At 39.2% G+C, this 18,875-nt stretch carries 18 protein-coding genes and 1 tRNA gene; 16 read left to right on the top strand and 3 right to left on the bottom strand.

What is annotated here, in order from left to right; translation table 11 throughout:
* Positions 1-29 precede the first annotated feature (29 nt).
* The 15 genes from EI546_RS07605 to EI546_RS07530 all read left to right on the top strand — a co-directional run bounded on the left by EI546_RS07605 (position 30) and on the right by EI546_RS07530 (position 14,225).
* Positions 30-1,220 (top strand): FtsW/RodA/SpoVE family cell cycle protein, encoded by a 1,191-nt coding sequence (locus EI546_RS07605; RefSeq protein ID WP_128249981.1) that lies wholly within the window; start codon positions 30-32, stop codon positions 1,218-1,220.
* 73 nt (positions 1,221-1,293) lie between these two features.
* Entirely contained in the window at positions 1,294-2,385 is a 1,092-nt protein-coding gene (gene murG / locus EI546_RS07600) for an undecaprenyldiphospho-muramoylpentapeptide beta-N-acetylglucosaminyltransferase (RefSeq protein WP_128249980.1), read from the top strand.
* Positions 2,386-2,470: 85 nt separating this feature from the next.
* Positions 2,471-3,832, top strand: coding sequence for a UDP-N-acetylmuramate--L-alanine ligase (gene murC, locus EI546_RS07595; protein WP_128249979.1), 1,362 nt, complete (start codon positions 2,471-2,473; stop codon positions 3,830-3,832).
* On the top strand, positions 3,816-4,559 hold the full coding sequence (locus EI546_RS07590) for a cell division protein FtsQ/DivIB (RefSeq protein ID WP_128249978.1): 744 nt from the start codon (positions 3,816-3,818) through the stop codon (positions 4,557-4,559). The genes murC and EI546_RS07590 overlap by 17 nt, the downstream gene beginning before the upstream one ends.
* Positions 4,546-5,898 (top strand): cell division protein FtsA, encoded by a 1,353-nt coding sequence (gene ftsA, locus EI546_RS07585; RefSeq protein ID WP_128249977.1) that lies wholly within the window; start codon positions 4,546-4,548, stop codon positions 5,896-5,898. Before EI546_RS07590 ends, ftsA begins: the two co-directional genes overlap by 14 nt.
* 99 nt (positions 5,899-5,997) lie before the next feature.
* Positions 5,998-7,956, top strand: a complete 1,959-nt coding sequence (ftsZ, locus tag EI546_RS07580; RefSeq protein ID WP_128249976.1) for a cell division protein FtsZ — start codon at positions 5,998-6,000, stop codon at positions 7,954-7,956.
* Positions 7,957-8,199: 243 nt separating this feature from the next.
* Complete coding sequence (locus tag EI546_RS07575) at positions 8,200-8,649, top strand: GatB/YqeY domain-containing protein (protein ID WP_128249975.1); 450 nt, start codon at positions 8,200-8,202, stop codon at positions 8,647-8,649.
* A gap of 201 nt (positions 8,650-8,850) precedes the next feature.
* Positions 8,851-9,195 carry a GIY-YIG nuclease family protein gene (locus EI546_RS07570; protein ID WP_128249974.1) on the top strand — a complete coding sequence of 115 codons (345 nt, stop codon included), beginning with the start codon at positions 8,851-8,853 and terminating at the stop codon, positions 9,193-9,195.
* Between the two features lie 6 nt (positions 9,196-9,201).
* Positions 9,202-9,462 carry a GIY-YIG nuclease family protein gene (locus tag EI546_RS07565; protein WP_128249973.1) on the top strand — a complete coding sequence of 87 codons (261 nt, stop codon included), beginning with the start codon at positions 9,202-9,204 and terminating at the stop codon, positions 9,460-9,462.
* Positions 9,440-9,513 (top strand) — tRNA-Arg (locus tag EI546_RS07560). The genes EI546_RS07565 and EI546_RS07560 overlap by 23 nt, the downstream gene beginning before the upstream one ends.
* A 481-nt stretch (positions 9,514-9,994) precedes the next feature.
* Positions 9,995-10,459 carry a Na(+)-translocating NADH-quinone reductase subunit F gene (locus tag EI546_RS07550; RefSeq protein WP_128249972.1) on the top strand — a complete coding sequence of 155 codons (465 nt, stop codon included), beginning with the start codon at positions 9,995-9,997 and terminating at the stop codon, positions 10,457-10,459.
* A gap of 205 nt (positions 10,460-10,664) precedes the next feature.
* Complete coding sequence (gene radC / locus EI546_RS07545; protein WP_410198320.1) at positions 10,665-11,360, top strand: RadC family protein; 696 nt, start codon at positions 10,665-10,667, stop codon at positions 11,358-11,360.
* A gap of 5 nt (positions 11,361-11,365) precedes the next feature.
* Positions 11,366-12,661, top strand: a complete 1,296-nt coding sequence (locus EI546_RS07540; RefSeq protein ID WP_128249970.1) for a DUF7033 domain-containing protein — start codon at positions 11,366-11,368, stop codon at positions 12,659-12,661.
* Positions 12,651-13,340 carry a YjjG family noncanonical pyrimidine nucleotidase gene (locus tag EI546_RS07535; RefSeq protein WP_128249969.1) on the top strand — a complete coding sequence of 230 codons (690 nt, stop codon included), beginning with the start codon at positions 12,651-12,653 and terminating at the stop codon, positions 13,338-13,340. The genes EI546_RS07540 and EI546_RS07535 overlap by 11 nt, the downstream gene beginning before the upstream one ends.
* 87 nt (positions 13,341-13,427) lie before the next feature.
* Entirely contained in the window at positions 13,428-14,225 is a 798-nt protein-coding gene (locus EI546_RS07530; protein WP_128249968.1) for a hypothetical protein, read from the top strand.
* Here the strand turns inward: EI546_RS07530 and EI546_RS07525 are convergent.
* Positions 14,222-15,520, bottom strand: a complete 1,299-nt coding sequence (locus EI546_RS07525) for a replication-associated recombination protein A (protein ID WP_128249967.1) — start codon at positions 15,518-15,520, stop codon at positions 14,222-14,224. The genes EI546_RS07530 and EI546_RS07525 overlap by 4 nt on opposite strands.
* A gap of 281 nt (positions 15,521-15,801) precedes the next feature.
* Here EI546_RS07525 and EI546_RS07520 point away from each other — a divergent pair, with 281 nt between their 5' ends.
* Positions 15,802-16,563 (top strand): rhomboid family intramembrane serine protease, encoded by a 762-nt coding sequence (locus EI546_RS07520; protein ID WP_128249966.1) that lies wholly within the window; start codon positions 15,802-15,804, stop codon positions 16,561-16,563.
* Here the strand turns inward: EI546_RS07520 and rlmB are convergent.
* Positions 16,560-17,297 carry a 23S rRNA (guanosine(2251)-2'-O)-methyltransferase RlmB gene (gene rlmB / locus EI546_RS07515; RefSeq protein WP_128249965.1) on the bottom strand — a complete coding sequence of 246 codons (738 nt, stop codon included), beginning with the start codon at positions 17,295-17,297 and terminating at the stop codon, positions 16,560-16,562. The two genes, EI546_RS07520 and rlmB, sit on opposite strands and share 4 nt — an antisense overlap.
* A gap of 69 nt (positions 17,298-17,366) precedes the next feature.
* The gene (locus tag EI546_RS07510) at positions 17,367-18,866 is read right to left on the bottom strand and encodes a RagB/SusD family nutrient uptake outer membrane protein (RefSeq protein WP_164905199.1); all 1,500 of its coding nucleotides are present in this window, start codon (positions 18,864-18,866) and stop codon (positions 17,367-17,369) included.
* Between the last annotated feature and the right edge of the window lie 9 nt (positions 18,867-18,875).

Below are 18,875 nucleotides of genomic sequence, written 5' to 3'. Positions count from 1 at the left end.
TAATAAACGACAAACAACAAACTTTTAAAGTGAAAAACATCTTCCATTACATACAAGGAGATAAGGTTATCTGGGGAATAGTAAGTCTTTTGGCACTATTGTCCTTTATGCCTGTTTACAGTGCCAGTAGCAATTTGGCTTATCTTTTTGGTGATGGTAGTACACTACCTTACCTGCTTAGGCATTTTGCTCATTTGGTTTTAGGGTTTGGAATTTTATATGGTATCCATAAGATTCCCTATAATTATTTCCGAGGTCTATCCATTATTGCCTTACCGGTAGTTGTCATTTTATTGGGACTTACCATGGCCGAAGGAAGGACAATAGACGGAGCTAATGCTAGCCGATGGATTAGAATACCTTTTGTAGGTATAACTTTTCAGACTTCTACCTTGGCAGGGGTTGTATTAATGACTTATGTGGCCAGATATTTATCCAGGATTAAGGATAAAACGGTTATTTTCAAAGAAACTATCCTACCACTTTGGACGCCGGTTTTTATAGTATTGGCATTAATTCTTCCAGCTAACTTTTCTACGGCAGGAATTATTTTTACTATGGTTGTGATGTTGGTATTTGTAGGCGGGTATCCTTTAAAATACTTAGGAATTATTTTAGGCACAGGTTTAGTATTCCTGACAATTTTCATTCTCACCGCGAAAGCTTTTCCCGATATTTTCCCGAATCGGGTAGATACATGGATGAGCCGAATAGACAATTTTGCTGATAAACAGGATACAGAAGCGGACTACCAAATAGAAAAAGCTAAGATTGCGATTGCTTCCGGTGGGATTACGGGACTTGGACCTGGAAAAAGTGTTCAGAAGAACTTTTTGCCTCAATCATCTTCCGATTTTATCTATGCCATTATTGTAGAGGAATTCGGACTTGTGGGCGGAATGTTTCTGATGCTTCTTTATTTGTTTCTGCTGTTCAGAATCCTAGTGGTGGCCCACAAATCGACCTCCGTTTTTGGAAAATTACTGGTCATCGGGGTAGGAATGCCCATAATTTTTCGGGCAATGATAAATATGGCAGTGGCAGTAGAACTCTTTCCGGTAACCGGTCAAAATTTACCGTTAATAAGTAGTGGGGGAACCTCAATATGGATGACGTGTCTGGCATTGGGAATGATTTTGAGCGTTAGTGCAAAACGGGAGGTAGTCCACAAGGAAGAAGCAGAAGAGAATCCTTTGGATGTTTTAAGTGAAGCGATCTAGCATTGACGTAAATTTTTCGTCTTAGGAATATTAATACGAGATTTAAAAGAAGAATCTGAAAATAAGTAAATAATTGAAACCAAAATTCATCATATCAGGCGGCGGAACGGGAGGACATATCTATCCCGCTATTGCCATTGCGGACGAATTGAAATCTCGGTATCCTGAAGCCGAATTTTTGTTCGTGGGATCAAAGGATAGGATGGAAATGGAAAAAGTTCCCCAAGCAGGTTATCGCATCAAAGGACTTTGGATTTCAGGGTTACAGCGTAGTCTTTCAATTCAAAATCTCGCATTTCCTTTAAAGTTGGTTTCAAGCTTGGCAAAATCCAATACTATTTTAAAGAATTTTAGAGCAGATGTCGCTATTGGAACCGGGGGGTACGCCAGCGCTCCATTATTGCGAATGGCATCATTAAAAAAAATTCCCTGTTTGATCCAAGAACAGAACAGCTACGCAGGCATCACAAATAAGTGGCTTAGTGGCAGTGCCAAGAGCATTTGTGTTGCTTATGAAGGGATGGAGAAATTTTTTCCCGCTGAAAAAATTCGATTTACAGGAAATCCGGTTAGGCAGGATTTGTTGGATATTTCTGAAAAGAAAGAGGAAGCGCTTCAATTTTTCAAATTGGACAAAGACAAAAAAACACTCCTTGTATTGGGTGGGAGCCTGGGCGCGAAGAGAATAAACGAATTGATAGAAAAGTCATTGCCTCTTTTTGAAAAACACAATTTACAGGTAATCTGGCAATGTGGTAAATATTACGAACTTGTGTATAAGGACATAGAGAATGCCAATGTGAAAATACACGCGTTTTTAAATAGAATGGATCTGGCCTACGCAGCCGGGGATTTTATAATTTCTAGGGCAGGGGCTTTATCTGTATCGGAACTTTGTTTGGTAGGAAAACCAGTAATTTTTATTCCCTCGCCCAATGTCGCTGAAGATCACCAAACGAAAAATGCGCTTTCTGTGGCAGAAAAAGAAGCTGCCATATTGATAAGAGAAAATGAATTGGATGACAGTTTTGATACAAAATTTTCGGATTTGCTTTCTTCCGAAGAGCAACAAAAAATTTTGTCGGGGAATATTAAGGAGCTGGCAAAACCCAACGCGACCAGAGATATTATAGTAGAGATCGAGAAATTAATGAAAAGCAATTGAGAAGTGAATGAACAATTTTCTAGAAATCGCTTCAGAATAAAAACTTTAAAAGCCACAAACCATAAACAACAAACATTTATAAACTTTGACTAACCTAGAAAACATAGAAACCCTTTATTTCGTTGGAATCGGTGGCATTGGAATGAGTGCTCTTGCGCGATATTTCAAAATGCTGGGTAAAAATGTTTATGGCTATGACAAAACCTCCACCGAGTTAACCGATGAATTAATTTCAGAAGGAATTCCAGTAGTATTTTTGGATGCTGTTTCTGAAATTCCAAAAGGTGTACTTTCAAAGGAAAATGTTTTGGTCGTTCGCACCCCTGCTGTGTCACAGAATAATTCAATTTTGAAATTTTTCTATTCCGAAGGGTTCGAAATTGTTAAACGCGCAGAACTGTTAGGCATCATTTCAAAAAACAGTCTTTGCTTAGCCGTGGCAGGTACTCATGGTAAAACCACAACTTCTGCTATTTTGGGTCATCTAATGGCTGAATGTAATATGCCCGTTACCGCTTTTTTGGGTGGAATTGCAGAAAATTATAATTCCAACTTCATATTCCGTGGAAGTCAAATTATGGTTGTAGAAGCGGATGAATTTGATAGATCCTTTCTTCAGCTAACGCCGGATATCGCCTGCGTTACTTCAATGGACGCGGACCATTTGGATATTTATGGAGATGCTATGGAAGTTAATAATGCCTTCTTGACTTTTTCGAGATTAGTGGATAAGGAGGAGAATGTATTTATTAAAAATGACTTGCCATTATTGGGGATGACCGTTGCCGTTGAGGAGGCTGCCGATTATGAGGCACAAAATATTCGGATTGTAGATGGGGCTTATTGTTTCGATTTAAAAACTCCAAATCTAAGGTTGAATAATCTCACTTATCTTTTACCTGGACGACATAATCTTTTAAATGCCGTTATGGCTTTGGGAATGGCATTAAGAGCTGGCGCATCAAAAGATTGTCTGCCCGAAGCTCTAGCCAGTTTCCGCGGTGTTAAAAGAAGGTTTTCATATAAAATTAGAACAGATAATCTTGTTTTAATAGACGATTACGCACACCATCCCACTGAGCTTGATGCTCTTTTTCAGGCAGTTGATGAAATGTATCCTGAAGATTGCAAGCAGATTGTTTTCCAGCCACATTTGTTCAGTCGGACTCGAGATTTTGGACAAGCATTCGCAAAAAGTCTTTCCCAGTTTGACGAGGTGGTTCTTTTGGATATTTATCCTGCCAGAGAAGAACCAATTGACGGAATTACCTCACAGTGGCTTTTGGATCAAGTGGAGGCTTATAGTAAGCGATTGGTTTTTAAGTCGGCACTGCCAGAGATTTTATTAAAGTCTAAATGTAGAATAAAATTACTGGTAGGTGCTGGAGATATTGGAGCTGAAGTAAGTTCAATAACTAAAAAATTGCGGTATGAAACGGGCAATTGAAATATTAAAATTCGTAGTTCTTCTGGGGCTGTTGGTATTTCTTTATAGCTTCGGTCAAAAACGGAATGACAAGAGGAACCTGGCCAAGCTGGAGGTGGAATTCATTAACGGAAATGCTCCTTTTATCACCTACGAAACAGTTAATAAATTGTTGATACAAAAAGAAGTGGAGGTTACGGACGTAGGGAAAGAAACTTTAGTTTTGAAAGAAATGGAAAAACGGTTACGAGAAAATCCCATGATTCGCCAGGCAGAAGTGTTTCTTACCATAGATGGAGTCCTTGGAGCCAGGATAGAACAACGTGACCCCATTGGAAGAGTATCCTCCCAGCGGCTGGGACAGGATTATTATTTAGACGCGGACGGAAAAATGATGCCACTGTCCGATGTGTATTCCGCCCGAGTGCCGATAATTACCGGAATTTCAGAAAATGATTTAGAGGAAATAACCCCCCTGTTGCTTCATATTAGGCAGGACGATTTTATGGAGAAGATCGTGGTAGGGTTAAATGGAAGGGAAAATGGAGAGATTGAATTGGAGCTGCGGAAAACCGATCTAAAGGTGCTTTTCGGAAAGCCAGTGGCTATTGAAAATAAGTTTCAGAATTTTAAAGCATTTTATAAAAAAACACAACAAGATAGTACTCTTTATGGGTATGAAAAGGTGAACCTGAAGTTCGATAATCAGGTAATAGCCACAAAAAAGATAGGCCATGGAAAAAGATAATATTGCGGTAGGACTTGATATTGGAACAACCAAGATTGTGGCCATGATCGGACGAAAAAACGATTATGGCAAAATGGAGGTTTTGGGAATCGGTAAAGCCAAAAGTTTGGGCGTACACCGAGGTGTAGTGAATAATATTACCCAAACCATTCAATCCATACAGCAAGCGGTACAAGATGCAGAAACGGCTTCAGGAATGAAAATAAAGGAAGTGGTGGTTGGTATTGCCGGCCAGCACATAAGAAGTCTTCAGCATAGCGATTATATTACCCGTGCAGACGGTGAAGAGGTAATTAGTGAAGATGATATCGATCGTCTGTGCAATCAGGTCCATAAACTGGTAATGCTCCCGGGAGAAGAGATTTTACACGTATTGCCACAGGATTACAAGGTGGATGGACAGGCCGAAATAAAGGAGCCCATCGGAATGTACGGTGCGAGATTGGAAGCTAATTTTCACGTAGTTGTAGGTCAGGTAGCCTCCATTAGAAATGTGGGCAGATGTATTAAGAGTGCTGGTCTGGAACTTTCTGCAATAACCTTGGAACCCTTGGCATCTGCAAAAGCTGTGCTCAGTCAAGAAGAAAAGGAAGCAGGAGTAGCTTTGATAGATATAGGAGGTGGAACCACAGATCTAGCCATATTTAAGGATGGTATTATTAGACATACAGCAGTCATTCCATTTGGTGGAAATGTAATCACCGAAGATATTAAAGAGGGCTGTTCAATTATAGAAAAACAGGCGGAGTTACTTAAAATAAAATTTGGTTCTGCGTGGCCAGGAGAGAATAAAGACAATGAAATTGTTTCCATTCCAGGTTTAAGAGGCAGAGAACCCAAAGAAATAAGTTTAAAAAATCTTTCAAAGATTATCCATGCGCGCGTGATAGAAATTATCGAGCAAGCGTATATGGAAATTAAGAATTACGGTCACGAAGAGCAGAAAAAGAAACTTATTGCGGGCATAGTATTAACCGGTGGCGGGGCACAATTGCAACATATTAAACAACTTGTTGAATACATAACCGGTATGGACACGCGCATTGGGTATCCAAATGAGCATTTGGCTGGGGACAGTGATGAGGAGACTACCAGTCCTGCTTATGCAACTGCCGTAGGGTTAGTGCTTAACAGTTTGGAAAGCAAGGAGAAATCCTCTCTTATGAAGCGGTTTCCACACCACTACCCCGATACGGAGGAAGGAAGTGAACATGAAATTCCTCAGGAGAGTATGGAGCATGAAGAGGAAAAGGAAAAAGATGCAGAGCCAAAAAACCGAAAACGATTTTTTGACAAATGGGCGGAGAAGTTTAAAGAATTTCTAGATAACGCCGAGTAGACTTTAAGATGAGTACCGCGATTCATCGTGCCACGATGCTAAGAGCGGTTTTAGGAATAGGAGGAATAAAAAATAAAAATTGCATTAAAAAATAGAATTATGAGCAGCACAACAGAATTTGACAACATTTCATTCGATCTGCCCAAAAACCAATCGCACGTTATCAAGGTGATAGGTGTGGGGGGCGGTGGAAGCAACGCTATCAATCACATGTTTAAACAGGGCATAAAAGGGGTTGATTTCGTAATTTGTAATACTGATTCCCAGGCGCTGGAAAACAGCCCGGTTCCCGTAAAAATACAACTTGGAGTTTCCTTAACTGAAGGAATGGGCGCGGGAGCAAACCCAAAAGTGGGGGAACAGTCCGCGGTGGAGAGTATAGAAGAGATACAAAGTATGCTAACCACCAATACCAAAATGATTTTCATCACTGCGGGTATGGGTGGGGGAACTGGTACAGGTGCTGCGCCCATTATAGCCAAAATGGCAAAGGATATGGATATTCTTACTGTGGGTATCGTCACAATACCTTTTTCCTTTGAGGGGAAAACCAGAAATGAACAAGCCTTGCTTGGTGTGGAAAAGCTGCGCCAGAATGTGGATTCATTGGTAATTATCAATAATAATAAATTACGTGATGTATATGGAAATCTGGGCTTTAAAGCTGGATTTTCCAAGGCCGATGAGGTTCTGGCCACGGCTGCTCGTGGAATTGCCGAAGTTATAACCCATCACTATACACAGAACATAGACCTTCGCGATGCCAAAACGGTTCTTTCCAATAGTGGAACAGCCATAATGGGAAGTTCTACAGCTTCAGGAGGAAACAGAGCAAAAGAGGCCATTACCAAAGCGCTCGATTCGCCTTTGTTGAACGATAACAAAATAAGAGGCGCTAAAAATGTCTTGCTGTTAATTGTTTCAGGTTCCGATGAAATTACCATTGATGAAATTGGAGAAATCAGTGATCATATTCAGGATGAAGCTGGGCACAGTGCAAATATTATTATGGGCGTGGGCGAAGACGAAGAGCTGGATGGTTCCATCTCTATTACAGTGATTGCTACGGGCTTTGATGTAGAACAGCAAAACGAAATCGTCAATACCGAATCAAAAAAAATAATCCATACGCTGGAGGATGACCAAAGGGCGGAACAAACCCTCACTCCCAAATCCACAGGAGGTGCTGTTTTCCTTCCCAAAAAAAATAATGGGGAACAGCCTAAGCCACACGGACAACCGATAATCCGACACACCCTTTTTGACGAGGTTGAAATTGAAAAACCTTTACCATTTGAAGGGTATATTGAAACTACGGAACTACTTCGGAATTTAGATATTTCGTATGAAGAGGTGCAGGTAAAAAAAATCGAGGAATTCGATCAAGTTGAAATTAATAAAGTTAATGTAAATGAATTCATAATTGTTGAAGCGCCCAAACGTGAGGAAGTATTTCAGATTTCTGATGAAGTAGAGAAGGGGGAAGAAGATCAGATTTTGATGTTTGACCTTCCAATAAACCACAATAAGAAAGTGGCTGAATCAGAAAAAAGATCGGCTTCAAATTATGATAATCCAAATGAAATTGAAGTCCACAGCCACGTGGAGATTATACCTATTACTGAAGTTTCCGGAGATGGCATAAAGCGTTATAGTTTGGATGATTATCAGGAAGTTGAAAATTTTTTGAATTCTGCCAAACCAAAACCCAAAAATGTTCCTGAAGACGAGGATATCGTTTTTGAAAAGAGGACGGTGGCAGAACCTACACGAGATGTGAACCAAAAGGATGCTGATCCTATGAATTCTCCAATTTCGCAATTACTTCGGGATCGGACCGAGGAAAGAAAGCGAAAAATGAAAGAGTTCAATTATAAATTTAAAAATAGCCCTTCTCGCATTGATGAGATTGAGAAGCAACCAGCGTATAAAAGGATGGGTATCGACCTGAGCGAACCTCAGCAGGATTCCAAAATTTCCAGAACTTCGGTAAATAGTGAAGATGACGGAATTGAATTGCGAAAAAACAACTCCTACTTGCACGATAATGTTGATTAATTGATTCTTGATTTAAGTGAGACCCGTATATCTTTAATGGTTTACGGGTTTTTTTTTGAGGTTGTTTAAATATGGATTTTTAGTGCAAGCGTCAAGATTTTACAGGGTCCATATAGAATTTCAATCTTGGGATTTTGGGATATTTTTGTTCCTTAAATCGGCCAATAATAATTAATTTTCTAAATAATACTGTTCTCGATTTCGTGTTTATTGAGTATATTCGCACTCTATTAAAAACGTGAAATGAGCTTACAGGAAAAGGTAATGGAGGCGATGAAAGTCGCAATGAAGTCAAAGGATACCCAATCTTTAGAAGCGTTGCGTGCGGTAAAATCAGCTCTTCTATTGGCACAGACTGAAACAGGTTCCAAAAAGGAACTTAGTGAAGCAGAGGAGATGAAGTTACTTCAGAAGCAGGTAAAGCAACGAAAGGACAGTGCAGCTATCTACCAAGAGCAAGGTCGTTCTGATCTCGCCGAACCCGAGATGGCCCAGGCGAAGATAATAGAGCAGTTCCTACCCCAGCAAATGAGTGAAGAGGACATAATTGTAATCGTGGATAGAATTATTGCGGAAACAGAGGCCAGCGGGATGGCAGATATGGGTAAGGTAATGGGTGCAGTTAGCACTGAACTTGCAGGAAAAGCGGACGGTAAAACTATATCCACAATCGTAAAATCCCGACTTTCTTAGAAAATATTTAATAAGAAAGGTTAATAAATTTTTATTTATTTCCTTTTAACCATTTCAAAAAGAAATACTTTTGAACACTGAATACAATGGCCCCGTGGCGCAACTGAATACCCGCCCGTACCGAACTGCCGTTCGGCACGTTCGGGCGGGGCGCATCAGATTTCGGCTCTGAGGGTTGCAGGTTTGAAAAAATAGTTAGAAATGTATTATGTTTATGTTCTCTATAGCGTAAGTTTTAATAGGATGTACGTTGGGATGACCGTAAACTGTGAAGTTAGATTAAAAGAACATAACTCTGGAAAAACGCCTTCAACAAGGGCTTTTGTCCCTTGGGTACTTATCCACACTGAAAATTATTTGACCAGAGGTGATGCTAGAATAAGAGAAAAATATTTAAAGAGTGCAGCAGGAAGAAGATGGAGAAAAGAGCACATACAATGGCCCCGTGGCGCAACTGAATACCCGCCCGTACCGAACTGCCGTTCGGCACGTTCGGTCGGGGCGCATCAGATTTCGGCTCTGAGGGTTGCAGGTTTGAAAAAATAGTTAGAAATGTATTATGTTTATGTTCTCTATAGCGTAAGTTTTAATAGGATGTACGTTGGGATGACCGTAAACTGTGAGGTTAGATTAAAAGAACATAACTCTGGAAAAACGCCTTCAACAAGGGCTTTTGTCCCTTGGGTACTTATCCACACTGAAAATTATTTGACCAGAGGTGATGCTAGAATAAGAGAAAAATATTTAAAGAGTGCAGCAGGAAGAAGATGGAGAAAAGAGCACATACAATGGCCCCGTGGCGCAACTGAATAGCGCATCAGATTTCGGCTCTGAGGGTTGCAGGTTTGAATCCTGCCGGGGTCACAAACTAAAAAGTCTTGTTTTTCAAGACTTTTTTGCTTTTGTACTATGTTTTATATCTAGGTATTAAGGAGCGAAAAGGACGGGAGATTATATAAGGTCTAACGGATGATTTAGAAAAGCGCTTAGGACAACGTTATCTTATACAGAATTTATCTACGAAAGGCTTTTTACCACGGAAATTGGTTTATTATAAAGAGTTTGAGACAAGAAAAGGAGCTAGAAATCGGGAAAAAATCACAAAAAAAGGTTTCGCTTTTTCTAGACCTTTTTTTATTTTCTAATTTGAAAGTTGGCTCCTAAGGTGGCTTGATTTCTATTTAGCAAATTGTGATAAATGCTTTAAATCATCGATTATCCACTACCGACCAATGAACATGGGCCACTTATCACTCTCCGGCGTTAAAAATTTACAAATTCCCAATCTGTCATTTTAATTCCGTCAAATATTCGATAACTTTATGGGTGTTATAAAATTCTTATCATGGTAACTTCAAAAAGATTCGACAGTTCAATAGAAAAACTATACAAAGCCTTCCATTCCGGGAAGCTTAATCCCGAATGTTGTAATCATTGTGCTGTAGGGAATATTTGTGATAATACAGATACGTGGAAAAATCTCACAGAAGCGCATGGATCGCTGAAATTGAACTATGTTGGACTTGTGAACGAGAATTTTGGTAGAAAAATACACGGGTATAAACCTTCAGAATTACTGCAAATTGAGGCGGTCTTTCTCAGGGGTTGTGGATATACTCTTCCATATCGGTCCAAATCCAAGAGGCCTTTAAATCGCGTTTCAAATGATGTTCTTTTCAATGGACTTTGTGCTGTTGTGGCATTTCTTTGTGAACTGGAGGGAATCCCAGACATTTTGAATGTTGAGCGCCTTTTTGATTTTCAACCTAACTCTTCATCGGAAATTGCTGAAACTCTTGAATTGGCTTAGTCTTATTCCGCCTTTCCCTCAACTCTAAGGATAAATGCTAGTCCTTGTAAAAATTTATATACTTAATTATATTCCACAAATTCATCAGCTATAAGTATTAATAGAGATATTCGTAAGATTATAACAAAAATATTATTATTTATTCTGTAATTTTTATTTTATTTCAAATTCCTTCTTATCTTTAGTCGCGTGTAAATTTAGGATTTTGGAGGAGACAAATCATTTTTCGATAAAGCAATGGAACGAGGACGATCGGCCGCGTGAAAAACTGCTGCAAAAGGGGCAGGTGGCCCTGAGCGATTCCGAACTTATTGCAATTCTCATAGCCTCGGGAAGCAGGAATGAAAGTGCGGTTTCACTTAGCCAGCGAATCCTTTCCTCTTATGGGAATAGTCTGAGTGAATTGGGTAAGGCATCTGTCATTGACCTAATGCATTTTAAAGGTATTGGTCAGGCTAAAGCGATTGCAATCGTCGCCGCTATGGAGTTAGGTCGGCGCCGACGCACTGCTGAAGCGCTGCAGCGCAAGAAAATTACCTCCAGCAATACCGTTTTCGAATTTATCCAACCTTTTATCGGAGAGCTTCCCCACGAAGAATTTTGGATACTTTATTTAAATAATTCCAATAAGGTAATAAAAAATGTTCAGCTTAGTAAAGGCGGTATTACGGGAACTATTGTTGACGTGAGATTGGTTTTTAAGGAAGCAGTACAGCTTGGAGCGGTGGGAATCATATTGGCCCATAACCATCCTTCGGGCACACTCAAGCCCAGCCATGCCGATATTCAATTGACCAAAAAATTAAAAACTGCCGGGGATAGTTTGGATATAAAAGTACTAGATCATCTTATCGTTACCGAAAAAGCGTATTTTAGCTTTGCTGACGAAAACATGTTGTAGTACTTATGTTATTGATCCATATTGATAAAATTACTCCCCGAATTTCCTATATTTTTAAGCATATCTGTCTTAGAATTTTGGGAATCGATATTTCCTTCTCTACTGCCCTAGAGCCCTTCATAGCCCATAAGGGTCCAAAGATGTCATATGGGAAAAAAGCAATGGGAAATGAGATCTTTTTCCAGAGTTTTGGGCTTTTGGAGCAGCAAGGATTTGATACTTTGGAGATAAGCGTGAAAAAGTGGGGTGATACGGTGGGCTTCTTTCCAGTTTCCAATACAAGTGCTTTACCCTTCGATATTTTTGCTGCTAGTTTTTATATGATAACGCGCTATGAGGAATACCTTCCCCACGTGAAGGACGAAATGGGGCGCTTTATGGCCTCAGAAAGTCTTGCATTCAAATACGGATTTCTTAACCAGCCTGTGGTTGATATTTGGGCCTACAAATTTAAGGATAAACTTAAAGAGGCTTTCCCTGGATTGCCTTTCCCTAAGAAAAAGATGATTATACATCCAGTGGTCGCGGCAACGGAACCTTTTGTTTTTAAATATAAAGGTCTTCTGCGTTCTGCTTTGGGTTATGCTAATGATCTTTTTAGAGGCAAATTCAGAAATGTTGGGGAACGGTCCAAAGTGATCCTATCCCTTAAAAGGGATCCAGTTGATAACTTTAAGTGGTTGATCAATAATGCGCGGCATAGCAATTTTAAACTTACCGTATTTTTCCTATTGGGAAATGCTCTGAATTTTCAGGAAGGAATGAATACGCATCGTAAAAAATTTAAGCTCCTTTTAAAGTATGTTTCCGATTATAAAGAAGTTGGACTCATCTTCTCCTATGATGTCCTTACGGATTACGAAAAATTAAAATCCGAAAAACGGCGGATGGAGCACATAACCAACCGGGCTGTTTTAAGTTCAATGAATGCCGAATTTTTGGTGCACCTGCCCGATATTTATCGCAATTTGGTAGAGCTTCAGGTAAAAAGGGATTTTACCATGGTTTTTCGGGATACCGTAGGTTTTAGGGCCGGTACGTGCACACCTTTCCTTTTTTATGATTTGGATTACGAAGTTAAAACCCCGTTGGTCATACAACCTGCCACAATGACGAGCCAGGCTTTTAATAAGAGATATTCAGCGGATATTGAAAAAACGGTAAACGGCTTTTTGGCCGAAGTAGAAAAGGTCAATGGCACTTTTACACTAATTTTTTCCAACAGCGATTTTACCTCGAATGAAGATAACAAGGTATGGCGAAGTATCTTTTCGGAAAGGCTCCCAAATTATGCAGATTGAAGGAATAACTGATGTATTTTTCGATCTGGACCATACTCTCTGGGATTTTGATAGAAACTCCGCACTTGCTTTTGCCAGAGTTTTTCAAAGACATAAAATAGACTTGAAAGTTTCAGAGTTTATCCTGGAATATGAGCCGATCAATCTTCGATATTGGAAATTGTTCAGAGAAGAAGGAATAACTAAGCAGGAAATGCGTAGAGGAAGATTAAGGGAGACTTTCCAGATTTTTAAAATGGATGTGCCACCTGCATCTATCGATCTTCTGGCAGAGAGTTATATACAAGAACTTCCTTTTGACAATCATCTTTTCTCAGGGACCATTGAAATATTGGATTATCTCTTTTCCAAATATAAACTTCACATTATTACCAATGGTTTTGGGGAGGTTCAACAAATGAAACTTAAGAATAGTAGAATTGAAGATTATTTTAATACCGTTACCACCTCTGAAGAAGTTGGTGTGAAAAAACCGAATCCAATTATCTTTGAGACTGCGATGAAAAAAGCTTCTGCTCTTCCCGGCCACAGCATAATGATTGGCGACAACTATGAGGCAGATATAGAGGGAGCATTGAAGGTGGGAATGAATTCAATCTTTTTTAACTATAATAACGAATCGTATCAAGGAACTGGTCCCGTTATAAATAATCTCTTGCAGATTAAGGATTTCTTATAGTATTAACTTGGAATGCTTCGCTGTCTAAATTTGCGTCGAGGCAAAAAGTCTATCTTTGATAAATATTTTAAATTAAATTATTCCATTATGAAACAATTGGGAGTTGTGTTTCTTATGCTTTTTATCTTTTCAATGGCTTTTTCACAAAAGGCTGAACTCAGCAATTACAGCTATGTAATTGTTCCGGATAGTTTTGATTTTTTAAAAGAACCTGATCAGTATAAACTGAATTCTATGACTATGTTCTATCTTGAAAAAAGTGGTTTCCATCCTTTTTTTGAGAGCAATGCCCCTAATGCCAATCGATGCGACGGCCTTTATGCTGATGTGGAAAAACTTACTAGTATTTTGGGAGCCAGAGTACAGGTGGTGTTGCGAGATTGTAAAGGAAATGAAGTTTATAGGAGTGAAGTGGGCCGGAGTAAAGTTAAAGATTATGAAGTAGGATTTCAGGATGCACTAAGAAGGGGCTTTAAGGACCTTGAAAGAATGGGAGTACAACAAAAAGATTTGGTGTTATTGACCGATTCCGAACTCACTAGTTCTGACTCCGCCATTTTTTCAAATTCCTCCATTGAAAAATCTAAGCCAAGAACAGAAACTGCCCATTCTTCTGAACCGTTGCTTCCCACTTCAAAATTTTCTAGTTACTCCCTTGACGGAAATTCTTATTTGCTTAGAAAAACAGCGGATGGATATTATTTGTACGAGGAAAATACAAACTCTGAGGACGGACTTAAATTAGTGGGAAAAATAATTACTCTCAAGAATCTGATAAAGTTTATGGATGATACAGGAAAGGTATTTGACGTAATTTTTGATTCCACCGGAAATCTTACCATACAGAATGATTCCAGTTCCAATACCTATCGATTGGTAGATTAGAAGTCGTATTTATCCTTCCAGAGATGTTTCAGATAACTTCTTAACGTATTCTCCTTAGGGTTGTTGCCGGGTTTGTAAAAAGTTGTGCCCTTTATCTCTTCTGGCAAAAATTCGTGCGGGACAAAGTTACCTTCATAATTATGGGCGTATTCATATTCTTTCCCGTAGCCCAATTGTTTCATAAGCTTTGTTGGAGCATTCCTTATGGATAAGGGAACCGAGAGGTCGCCAGTTTGGCGAACGAGTTGTTGCGCTTCTCCAATAGCCTTGTATGAAGCATTGCTTTTATGTGAAGTTGCCAGATAGATGGCACATTGGCTTAATATGATTCGGGATTCAGGAAATCCAATTGTACTAACTGCTTGAAAAGTGCTGTTGGCAAGAAGAAGAGCATTAGGATTGGCATTCCCGATATCTTCGGAAGCCAGAATAACAAGCCTTCGCGCAATAAATTTCAAATCCTCGCCGCCTTCAATCATTCTGGCAAGCCAATAAACCGCAGCATTCGGATCGCTACCCCGAATGGACTTTATAAATGCCGAAATAATATCGTAGTGCTGTTCACCTGTTTTATCATAAAGCACGGTATTCTTTTGTGCTTTTTGCATAACAAGATCATTTGTAATTACCAAATCTTTATCTTTTTCTGTCGTGCTGTCAGGTAGTTCTGAAAGTACTACCAACTCTAGGATGTTTAATAGCTTACGAGCATCACCTCCAGAAAGACGTATAAGAGCCTCGGTTTCCTTGAGAGTTACTTTTTTTTTGGATAAAATGGCGTCCTCCCTCAACGCACGTTTTAATAGAGCCTCCATATCGTCTCTACTAAAAGGTTCCAGAACATACACTTGGCAACGCGACAAAAGAGCGGGAATTACTTCAAAACTTGGGTTTTCCGTCGTCGCTCCAATAAGTGTTACCCATCCCTTTTCAACAGCTCCAAGAAGAGAATCTTGTTGCGATTTGCTAAAGCGATGTATTTCATCGATAAATAGTATGGGATTTTTTAAGGAAAATAAGTTTTCACTTTTTTTTGCTTTTTCGATTACCTCGCGAACTGCGGCCACACCGCTATCCACGGCACTTAGTGCATAAAACGGTCGTCCGCTCTGATTGGCAATAATATTGGCCAAAGTTGTTTTTCCCGTACCGGGTGGTCCCCACAAAATAAGTGAAGGAAGCATCCCAGTTTTTAATTGTGTGGTGAGAGAACCTTTGGGCCCTATCAAATGTTGTTGGCTTAGATATTCTTCTAACGACTTCGGTCTTATTCTTTCGGCAAGAGGTGTATTCATAGCCTTCAAAATTACGATTTTATTGAATTGCCTCTAATTTTACCTATGGAAATTCTATTGCGTGATAAGGTCTGGCTCATATGGATTGAGGCGTCTGATGGGAATATTTGATGATGGTTTTAAATCTTTAAGGTTTTGCAGTATGAATTTCCATGCGTTTTAATTTAACCTTGGAATCACCCATTATTGGTGACTCAACTACAGAATTAACAGACATAATTATTTTCTCTGCCAATTTATCATAAATTTGGATTTGGGATTGTTTTTGCTTGAATATTGATATGTCCAAAAGAGACCATTTGCAATTTGGCCCTGATGTTATAGGGTATCCATTACTTTTCGTGATGCTGCTGTGGATTGTATTTTGGATTGAATCCCGATTTGGAATTAATCTTAATAAATATGGGATTTATCCACGCACTCCGGCTGGGTTAATTGGAATTTTCAGCGGACCCTTTATTCATGGAAGTCTGAAACATATTTTCAATAATTCCATACCTCTTTTTGTTTTAAGCACTGCGCTCTTTTATTTCTATCGTAATATTAGATGGAAGGTGCTTTTGTACGGGCTAGTTTTTACTGGGCTCGCTACTTGGGTAATTGGGCGTCCTTCCCTACATATTGGGGCTAGTGGAGTACTATATATGTTGGTCGCCTTTTTATTTTTTAAGGGGATATTCTCTAAACAATTTCAACTTACCGCATTAGCGCTGGCTGTTGTTTTCCTATATGGTGGTTTGTTATGGTATGTATTTCCCATCGATCCTAAAATATCATGGGAAGGCCATTTATCTGGTTTTTTTGTAGGGCTTTTATTTGCCTTTATATTCAAAGGAGTGCCCTTGGAAAACAAGAAATATGAATGGGAAAAAGAGGGATTTGACGAGGATAACGATCCTTTCTTAAGACAATTTGATGAAAATGGAAATTTTGTTGGCGAGCCTAAACCAGAAGAGACAATAGAGGCTTCTTCTGAATCGAAAGGGGCGCCACAGGTAAAAGTGACCTACACTATTACCAAAAGCGGAAATAACTACGCTTAAATGCTTCTTTGTCGCACAACTTCATAAAGAAAAGCTCCACAGGCTACCGATACATTTAATGAATTTATTTCTCCTAATAGGGGTAGTGCTGCTTTTTCATCTACCAAATTTAAAACCGAGTGGGAAATACCTTTTCCTTCCGAACCCATTATAATGGCCAAAGGGATATTTAAATCGACCGAATAGATGGTGTTCTTGGTTTTTTCGGTGGCGGCCAACGTAGTTATACCTGAACCTTGAAGGTAAAAAATTGCATCTTTAATATGATCTACTTTGCAGATAGGAATTTTAAAGATAGCTCCGGCAGAGGTTTTTACGGTATCTCCAGATACAGGAGCTCCTCCTGTTTTTTGAATAATTACGGCATCCACACCGGTACATTCAGCTGTTCTAAGTATTGCCCCGAAATTCCGAACATCGGTTATCTGATCAAGAATTAAGAACAGTGGGGTTTTATTAGATGCTAACGCTGCTTCTACAATCGATTCCAAAGATTGGAATGCAATAGGAGAGGTGAGAGCCACGATTCCTTGATGGTTCCCCTTTGTTAACCGATTCAGTTTTTCAATTGGAACCCGACTGATGGAAATCTGCTTGTTTTCAAGAGTAGCGACAATTTCATCTAGCTTATGGTTTCCGGAATCTTTTTGAATATAGACTTTATCAAGTACGGTATTGGACTTAATCGCTTCCAAAACCGGGTAAATTCCAAATATGCAGTTTTCCTTATTCACGGTGTAAATATAAAAAATAAAGGCCACGCATTGAGCATGGCCTTTGTAGAATTATAATTGTTTTTTGGATTAGTATCCAGGGTTCTGTTGAATACCGGGATTTCCGAAAAATTCACTCGATGGAATAGGGAGAGTAAAACGGTGATCGGTATTTGAAATAGTCAATGGCATACCAGGCACTTCATCATCGAAATCGCTTCGGTCGATAGATTTGTTAGCTAGCACTCCAAGTCTTTTAATGTCAACATAACGGTGTCCTTCAAAACAAAGTTCTTTTCTTCTTTCGTCCATAATTGCACCCCAAGCTTCAGTTGCATTTGCGTAAGATTGAACAGCTGCATTACCAGTGGTCGATCTTGCTTTCTGTACACTGTTAAGAGTAAGAGCAACTTGATCAATCTGACCAGCGGCAGCTTGAGCTTCAGCTAAGATTAAATACATTTCAGACAAACGGAACAACTTTAAGTTGTTTCTAAGTGGACCTCCAGGGATACCAGGATACTTGTCGATCATAACTGCATTAATACTTAGATCTGTAGTTGGATCAACAAAGGCATACTCACGAACATCATCAGGCATTTGCCCCAATTTGTCATAAAGCTTAAGACTCATTCCCCAAATTGGTGAACCTGTAATGTTTGTTACGTTGAAATAGTACAGGCCAGCAGGTGAGAATCCATAATCATTCGCATTTGAATACGATTGCAATGAATAGATATTCTCCAATCTATCTGAAGGAACTTGTCTTGCAGGTGAATCAGCCCAGATTTGTCTGTAAGGGTTGGTAACGCTGTTTTTGTAGAAGTTAGAAAGATCAAAAGGAGTTGATGGAGTCAAAGTCAATCCGTAATCATTGATCACCTTATTAGCATAAGTTTTAGCCATAGGATAATTTCCTCTGTAAGCATACATTCTTGCTCTTATTGCATTAACCAACGATTTTGTTGGATAGATAAACTCATGAGAATCTAGGTTAGCCTCAGCATAATTTAAATCCTCTTCGATAAGAGCGAAGCAAGCGCCATTAGTGGACCTTGGAAGTAACTCATCAACTGTTGGTACATTTGTGAACAAAATTGCACCAAGAGCGTTATCATCTGTCATATCAGGTGAGAAATAGCTCAATAATGTTAGATAAGATAGAGCTCTAAGTGTTTTTCCTTGAGCTACTATATCATTTAACTCAGCCTGTTCTCCTTCTTGTACAGTAACCAAATCCGCTCCGTTTACTAGACGGTTAACTCTATTGATTACTCTATTATGCTTCAACCAAATTGCCGAAGCATAACCAGAAGTGAAGTCAAGTACAAATCTGTGAAGATCCTTGTCCTGACCGTTATAACCAGGTGAAGGAGCAACTTCGTCGGTAAATACACTTGTAAAATAGATTTCGGTGGTATTATCCATTAAACCGTATATTCCATTTAGGAATGTTTTTGCATCTTCAACAGTTTGGAAGGTTGCCTCATCATCTAAAATCCCAGCGGGCTTTATATCATAAGCATCTTCACAGGATACAAACAACACGCTTGCAACCATCAAAATTAAAATTGATTTTATATTTTTCATTTTCTTCAT

The sequence above is a fragment of the Aequorivita sp. H23M31 genome, from assembly GCF_004022485.1.
GTDB lineage: Bacteria > Bacteroidota > Bacteroidia > Flavobacteriales > Flavobacteriaceae > Aequorivita > Aequorivita ciconiae.
This window is presented reverse-complemented; position numbering and strand designations above follow the sequence as displayed.

What these genes read in the sequence shown, in the direction of transcription:
- EI546_RS07510 (WP_164905199.1), bottom strand. Translation starts at nt 18,866, where the DNA reads ATGAAAAATATAAAATCAATTTTAATTTTGATGGTTGCAAGCGTGTTG.
- EI546_RS07590 (WP_128249978.1), top strand. Translation starts at nt 3,816, where the DNA reads ATGAAACGGGCAATTGAAATATTAAAATTCGTAGTTCTTCTGGGGCTG.
- EI546_RS07540 (WP_128249970.1), top strand. Translation starts at nt 11,366, where the DNA reads ATGTTATTGATCCATATTGATAAAATTACTCCCCGAATTTCCTATATT.
- EI546_RS07550 (WP_128249972.1), top strand. Translation starts at nt 9,995, where the DNA reads ATGGTAACTTCAAAAAGATTCGACAGTTCAATAGAAAAACTATACAAA.
- EI546_RS07535 (WP_128249969.1), top strand. Translation starts at nt 12,651, where the DNA reads ATGCAGATTGAAGGAATAACTGATGTATTTTTCGATCTGGACCATACT.
- EI546_RS07570 (WP_128249974.1), top strand. Translation starts at nt 8,851, where the DNA reads ATGTATTATGTTTATGTTCTCTATAGCGTAAGTTTTAATAGGATGTAC.
- EI546_RS07525 (WP_128249967.1), bottom strand. Translation starts at nt 15,520, where the DNA reads ATGAATACACCTCTTGCCGAAAGAATAAGACCGAAGTCGTTAGAAGAA.
- EI546_RS07520 (WP_128249966.1), top strand. Translation starts at nt 15,802, where the DNA reads ATGTCCAAAAGAGACCATTTGCAATTTGGCCCTGATGTTATAGGGTAT.
- ftsA (WP_128249977.1), top strand. Translation starts at nt 4,546, where the DNA reads ATGGAAAAAGATAATATTGCGGTAGGACTTGATATTGGAACAACCAAG.
- EI546_RS07575 (WP_128249975.1), top strand. Translation starts at nt 8,200, where the DNA reads ATGAGCTTACAGGAAAAGGTAATGGAGGCGATGAAAGTCGCAATGAAG.
- EI546_RS07530 (WP_128249968.1), top strand. Translation starts at nt 13,428, where the DNA reads ATGAAACAATTGGGAGTTGTGTTTCTTATGCTTTTTATCTTTTCAATG.
- EI546_RS07565 (WP_128249973.1), top strand. Translation starts at nt 9,202, where the DNA reads ATGTATTATGTTTATGTTCTCTATAGCGTAAGTTTTAATAGGATGTAC.
- ftsZ (WP_128249976.1), top strand. Translation starts at nt 5,998, where the DNA reads ATGAGCAGCACAACAGAATTTGACAACATTTCATTCGATCTGCCCAAA.